The organism is Pseudomonas sp. K5002 (genome assembly GCF_013386655.1).
Taxonomy (GTDB): domain Bacteria; phylum Pseudomonadota; class Gammaproteobacteria; order Pseudomonadales; family Pseudomonadaceae; genus Aquipseudomonas.
Map to the genome: position 1 here is coordinate 1 of NZ_JACARK010000766.1, position 4,615 is coordinate 4,615.

Below are 4,615 nucleotides of genomic sequence, written 5' to 3' on the forward strand. Positions count from 1 at the left end.
CCGCTCCCACATTGGAACTGAGTGAAGCCTGAACAACGAGGTTACCCTGATACCAATGAATCTCCCTCTCTTCGCCCGCCGCTTGCTGCGTCCGTTGCTGGACCCGTACCGGCGCTACCGTCACGCCAAGTTGATCCACGCGGTGCGGGTTTCCATTGGGTTGCTCGCAACGATCCTGCTCACCACCGGCATCAACCTGCCCCATGGTGAGTGGGCCTCGGTGACGATGCTGATCGTGATCGGCGGTTTGCAGCACCACGGCAATATCGGCAAGAAAGCCGTCGAGCGCGCCTACGGCACGTTGATCGGCGCCAGCGTCGGTTTGCTGCTGGTGCTGCAACAGGCGTATCTGGGGCAGCCACTTTTGACCTATTTGCTGATGTCGGTGGTGTGTGGGTTCTTTTCCTATCACGCCATCGGCAAGGGCGGATACATCGCGTTGCTGTCGGCCATCACCGTATTTATCGTTGCGGGCCATGGCGATAATCCGATATCGGACGGGTTGTGGCGCACCGTCGACATCCTGATCGGCATCGTCCTGGCCCTGGCGTTTTCCTTCGCCCTGCCGCTGTATGCGGTGTATTCCTGGCGCTACAACCTGGCCAGTGCCTTGCGCGATTGCGCGGCGATTTATAGCCGGATCATCAGCGGCCAATCGGTCACCGATGATGAACACCTCAAGCTGCTGAATCGCCTGAACGCCGCGATGCTGCAACTACGCTCGCTGATGCCATCGGTGTCCAAGGAAGTGCGGATTTCCATGACCGAGCTGGACACCCTGCAGCGGCATTTGCGGATGTGCATCAGCACCCTGGAGATCCTCGGCAACACCCGCCCCGACCCACGGGACAAGGAAGCCCTGGCGCGCATGCAGGTGGCGTTGAAAGCCGAGCACCGGCAGATTCGGGTGCAGTTGATCGGGATGGCGCGGGCGTTGCAATCCGGGGCCACCGACCGGCTGGAACGTCCGAGCACCACGCCGACCCACGAACAGACCTTTGAAGTGCCGGTGGTCAACGCGTTGGACGGTTACCGGTTATTGACCCTGCAACTGGCAGCCAATATTGACGCCATGCGCCAGCGCCTGGCCAAGAGCGCCAGCCACTGGAAAATCTGATCAGCCCCGGTGCAGCGCCTGTATCAACAGCTGCTGCAACGCCTGTAACCGGGGCTCGGGGCTGTCCTCGGCAAAGCGCAACACGTTCGCCACTTCGGGCAGCGGCATCCGCTGGTCGAAGGGGCGATACACTTCCACGCGCTTGTCGAGATGGTCACTGCTGAGCAGGCCGATGCCCAACCCGGCGGCGATGGCCGATACCACACCCTCCACCGACCCGCATTCCACCACCACCTGCCAGCGAATGCCCAAGGCGCTCAGGCGTTCCTGGGCCAGTTGCCGGTAAAAACAGCCGGGGCCGAAGGTGATCAGCCGCACGCATTCGTCAGGCGCAGGCTGCCAGCCGGGCCGGGCGCACCAGTGCACCTGTTCGGTCCACAGCAATTGGTCCCGCGCTTCGATACGCGGGATGAAATCCTGATGCAGCGCCAGGTCCAGCTCACGGTCCACCAGGGCCTGGCGAAGCACGTGGCTCTGCTCCACCACAATTCGCACATCCAGCTGGCGGTGTTGCCGGGAAAACTGGCCGAGCAAGTTCGACAACTCGGCCATCGGCACCTGTTCGGTGGCGCCCAGGCGGATGGAGCCTTGTAACTGCACCGGATTGAAATGCGCCAGCGCTGCATCGTGGGCCTCGATGATGCGCCGGGCGTGGACGAGCAACTGCGCGCCATCATCACTGGCCACCAGGCGCTGGCCCTCGCGCTGGATCAACGGCCGCTCGAGTTGTTTCTCCAGGCGCTTGATCTTCCAGCTGACCGCCGACTGGCTGAGGTTCAAACGCTCGGCCGCCCGGGTGACACTACCGGTTTCGACCACAGTTTGCAGGGCACGCAGCACATCGATGGGCAGTCGCTGGTTCATGATCAGACCTATGACAAAAACAGGATTAGCAGAGAGTAAGTTGTCATTGGCGTCATGACCAGCCGGGCTTTAGGGTAAAGCCTTAATCAACCGCGAGGACCTGTCATGACTGCCCTGCTTAACCAAACCGCCCTGATCAACGGTTGGCGCATCGCCACAGGCCGCCATGGCGAGGGGCTGCCGGTGCTGTTGCTGCACGGCACACCCGCCCATTCCATCATCTGGCGCAGGGTGGTGCCGCGTCTGACTGCCGCCGGCATGCAGGTCCATTTGTTTGACCTGTTGGGTTTCGGCGCTTCGGAGCGTCCACTCCAGGGCGATACTTCGGTGGCTGTACAAAGCCGCTTGATCGGCGATTTGCTGGACCACTGGGGGCTCGAGCGTGTGCACCTGGTGGGCCATGACATCGGCGGCGTCAACGCGCTGCTGTTTGCCCTTGACCACCCGCAGCGGGTGCACTCATTGACGGTCGCCGACGCCCCCAGCTATGACTCGTGGCCATCGCCCACTTGGCGCGGGATTCATCAGCGGTTTGCCGAACATGCACGCATGGCACCGGATGAACACCGCGCGTTGATGATCCGACAACTGGCCATGGCGGTGTTCGACAAGAGGGTGATGCAGGGCGCGCTGCTGGAGGAATACCTCGCGCCGATCAGTGGCGTGATCGGTCAGCCAGCGTTCTACCAGCATCAGGTGGCGCATTACGACTCGCGGTATACCGCCGATTTTGCGCAGCGCCTGCCGGGCATGGATTTGCCGGTGCAGATTTTATGGGGCGCTGAAGATGAATGGCAGCCGCTGGCTTATGCACATCGCCTGCGCAACGACATCCGTGGGGCCGTGCTGCAGGTGGTGCAAAACGCCGGGCACTTTCTGATGGAGGATGCGCCGGAACGGGTGAGTGAGTACCTTGTAGACTTTATCGGCCAGGTTCACAGTAAACGCTGACTGCCATTTGTCGGGATTACACAAGCCAATAGACTTCACACTTTCTCTTACATATTTTTCACGTTTTATTCACATCCAGAGACGTAGGGTAAAGCCTCATCCGTTACAAACGTTGTAGTTAAAAACCCGCCGCCCCAGCGGGTTTTTTTTGCCCGGGATTTGAGTGGCCACACGGTTTCTGGAGAGAGGAGTCGAAGCAAACCGGCTCATTGCGAGCCGGTCTTGATGGGTCAACGAGCCACCTTGTTGACAGGCGACGCCGCTTGCTCACGTATCGCGCGCTGGGTATCGAGCACCCGCGCCAGGGCCGTTTCGGCTTCAGGACTTTGCTGCGGCACACGAATCGCCGCCGACACCAGGGTAATCAGCTTGGCCATGACCTCGGCATCCGTGGCCGGGCGTCCCAGGCTCATGGAGTTCATCAGCAAACGCAGCTCGGTACCGGCCATCACCCCGGAGATCGCCTTGAGGGCAAATTGCAGGCGCACCCCCAGCTCGTTGCGCGGCAAGTCCGGAAGCGCCAGGGCGAAGGCTTCGAAGAAGCGCTGGAACACCGGCTGGTAATGCACCTTGAGGTATTCCTGGATAAACGGCGACGTGTCGCTGTACACCCGCCCCAGGAACCGGATGAATGAACGCCCTTCCCCGCTGGCCGGGTCGCTGCGTTCCAGGCCCATGGCCGGGGCGAACAGCACCCCGAGCAAGGTGTCGCAATCCAGCGGGCCGTCGGATTCGGCTTCGCACCGGGCGAGCAACTCCAGGCGCTGCTCGTTGAGCGGCTCCAGGCGCTGCATCAGCAGGGTTTTCATCAGGGAGTCCTTGTCCCCGAAGTGGTAATTCACCGCAGCGAGATTGACCTGGGCCCTCTCGGTTATCTGCCGCAACAAAACAGCGTCATAGCCGTATTTGATGAAAAGAGCCTCTGTCGCATCCAGCAATCGGGTCTTGGTAACGTTTGGAGCGCTGAGTTTCTTCGCGACCATAGGGATTGGGGTTCCACTGCGGAAATATTGTTTTAAAAATTAATTTGATTTTTTATACCGGGGCCGCTGCCTGAAAGCAAGTAGTGACACAGCGCCATACTATTCAAAGCCAACAGCAACGGGCTCATTGAGGGTAGCTGATGGATTTTTTCAGCGCCGGAAACGTCCCTTTGAAGAATCGTTTCAAAGGGTAAAACCGCTCTATATCCATGGCTGGCGGAACGGCTGGATCGCGGTTAGTATTCAAACAATATTTTAAAAACAAGAAATAAAACCAGTCCGTGACGTGTACCAGGCAGCTCCTGAACTTGTTACAAGGATTTTCGGGGGAAGCACGGCGCTGTCGAGGCTGCAGGCGTAGTCATGATGACAGATACCCCCGCGCACCCAGGCTTTATCTCCTTGCAAGGCATCGGCAAAAGCTATCAGCTGGCCGGTCAACACCTGTCGATTCTCAATGATGTATGCCTGGCCATCGAAACCGGTGACAGCTGCGGCATCCTCGGCGCCTCCGGCTCCGGCAAAAGTACCCTGCTCAATATTCTCGGCCTGCTGGATTTGCCCGACTGCGGCCAGTACCGCTTTGCCGGCCATGACATCTTCAGCGCCAGCCCCGATCAACTGGCCGCGATCCGCAATCAGCAGATCGGTTTCGTCTTCCAGAGTTTCAACCTGCTGCCACGCCTCAGTGCCCTGGACA

General features: G+C 59.9%; 5 protein-coding genes. 3 read left to right on the top strand and 2 right to left on the bottom strand.

Annotated features, from left to right (window positions below; genetic code table 11):
- Positions 1-55 precede the first annotated feature (55 nt).
- Positions 56-1,117 carry an FUSC family protein gene (locus HX846_RS28070; protein WP_003211716.1) on the top strand — a complete coding sequence of 354 codons (1,062 nt, stop codon included), beginning with the start codon at positions 56-58 and terminating at the stop codon, positions 1,115-1,117.
- Here the strand turns inward: HX846_RS28070 and HX846_RS28075 are convergent, their stop codons facing one another.
- Entirely contained in the window at positions 1,118-1,981 is an 864-nt protein-coding gene (locus HX846_RS28075) for a LysR family transcriptional regulator (protein WP_177068023.1), read from the bottom strand.
- A 105-nt stretch (positions 1,982-2,086) separates the two neighbouring features.
- Here HX846_RS28075 and HX846_RS28080 point away from each other — a divergent pair, with 105 nt between their 5' ends.
- Entirely contained in the window at positions 2,087-2,932 is an 846-nt protein-coding gene (locus HX846_RS28080; protein ID WP_178966536.1) for an alpha/beta fold hydrolase, read from the top strand.
- Positions 2,933-3,162: 230 nt separating this feature from the next.
- On the opposite strand, the gene HX846_RS28085 is transcribed toward HX846_RS28080, so the two are convergent.
- On the bottom strand, positions 3,163-3,915 hold the full coding sequence (locus HX846_RS28085; protein ID WP_003211721.1) for a TetR/AcrR family transcriptional regulator: 753 nt from the start codon (positions 3,913-3,915) through the stop codon (positions 3,163-3,165).
- Between the two features lie 363 nt (positions 3,916-4,278).
- On the opposite strand from HX846_RS28085, the gene HX846_RS28090 reads away from it, so the two are divergent.
- A partial coding sequence (locus tag HX846_RS28090; protein WP_178966537.1) for an ATP-binding cassette domain-containing protein occupies positions 4,279-4,615 on the top strand: 337 nt, incomplete at its 3' end.

What these genes read in the sequence shown, in the direction of transcription:
- HX846_RS28070 (WP_003211716.1), top strand. Translation starts at nt 56, where the DNA reads ATGAATCTCCCTCTCTTCGCCCGCCGCTTGCTGCGTCCGTTGCTGGAC.
- HX846_RS28075 (WP_177068023.1), bottom strand. Translation starts at nt 1,981, where the DNA reads ATGAACCAGCGACTGCCCATCGATGTGCTGCGTGCCCTGCAAACTGTG.
- HX846_RS28080 (WP_178966536.1), top strand. Translation starts at nt 2,087, where the DNA reads ATGACTGCCCTGCTTAACCAAACCGCCCTGATCAACGGTTGGCGCATC.
- HX846_RS28085 (WP_003211721.1), bottom strand. Translation starts at nt 3,915, where the DNA reads ATGGTCGCGAAGAAACTCAGCGCTCCAAACGTTACCAAGACCCGATTG.